The sequence below is a fragment of the Thermorhabdus hydrogeniformans genome, assembly GCF_049310025.1.
GTDB lineage: Bacteria > Bacillota > Thermosediminibacteria > Thermosediminibacterales > Tepidanaerobacteraceae > JBJYKD01.
In genome coordinates, this window is sequence record NZ_JBJYKD010000166.1 from 1 (window position 1) to 267 (window position 267).

The 267-nt window shown below is 55.8% G+C and carries 1 protein-coding gene; it reads right to left on the reverse strand.

The annotated features are described in order from the left end of the window. Positions 1-267, reverse strand: a 267-nt coding sequence (locus ACKX14_RS15950) for a BatD family protein (RefSeq protein ID WP_422449385.1), incomplete at both ends; no start/stop codon positions are given.

Consider the following 267-nt stretch of genomic DNA (forward strand, 5'->3'; position numbering starts at 1 on the left):
TGGCTTCCACGCGCAGGAACAGGTTCTTTTTGATCTTCGCCTCGATATCTTCCCCTGGCCGCAGTTCCGATTCCGATTCGGTATCCACCAGTCCTATGCGGCCCGGAGGTCCGCCGCCCGGCTGGGTCACGGTGACTTTCACCGGATTTGATTTTACCAGTTTACCATTTATATAAGCGCTGGCGCCGGGAAGGGTAAATACACCCGGGCGACGTGGCGAGAGAATCACGATCTTGCCGTAGGTATCTACGGGTTGAGTTGACTGCT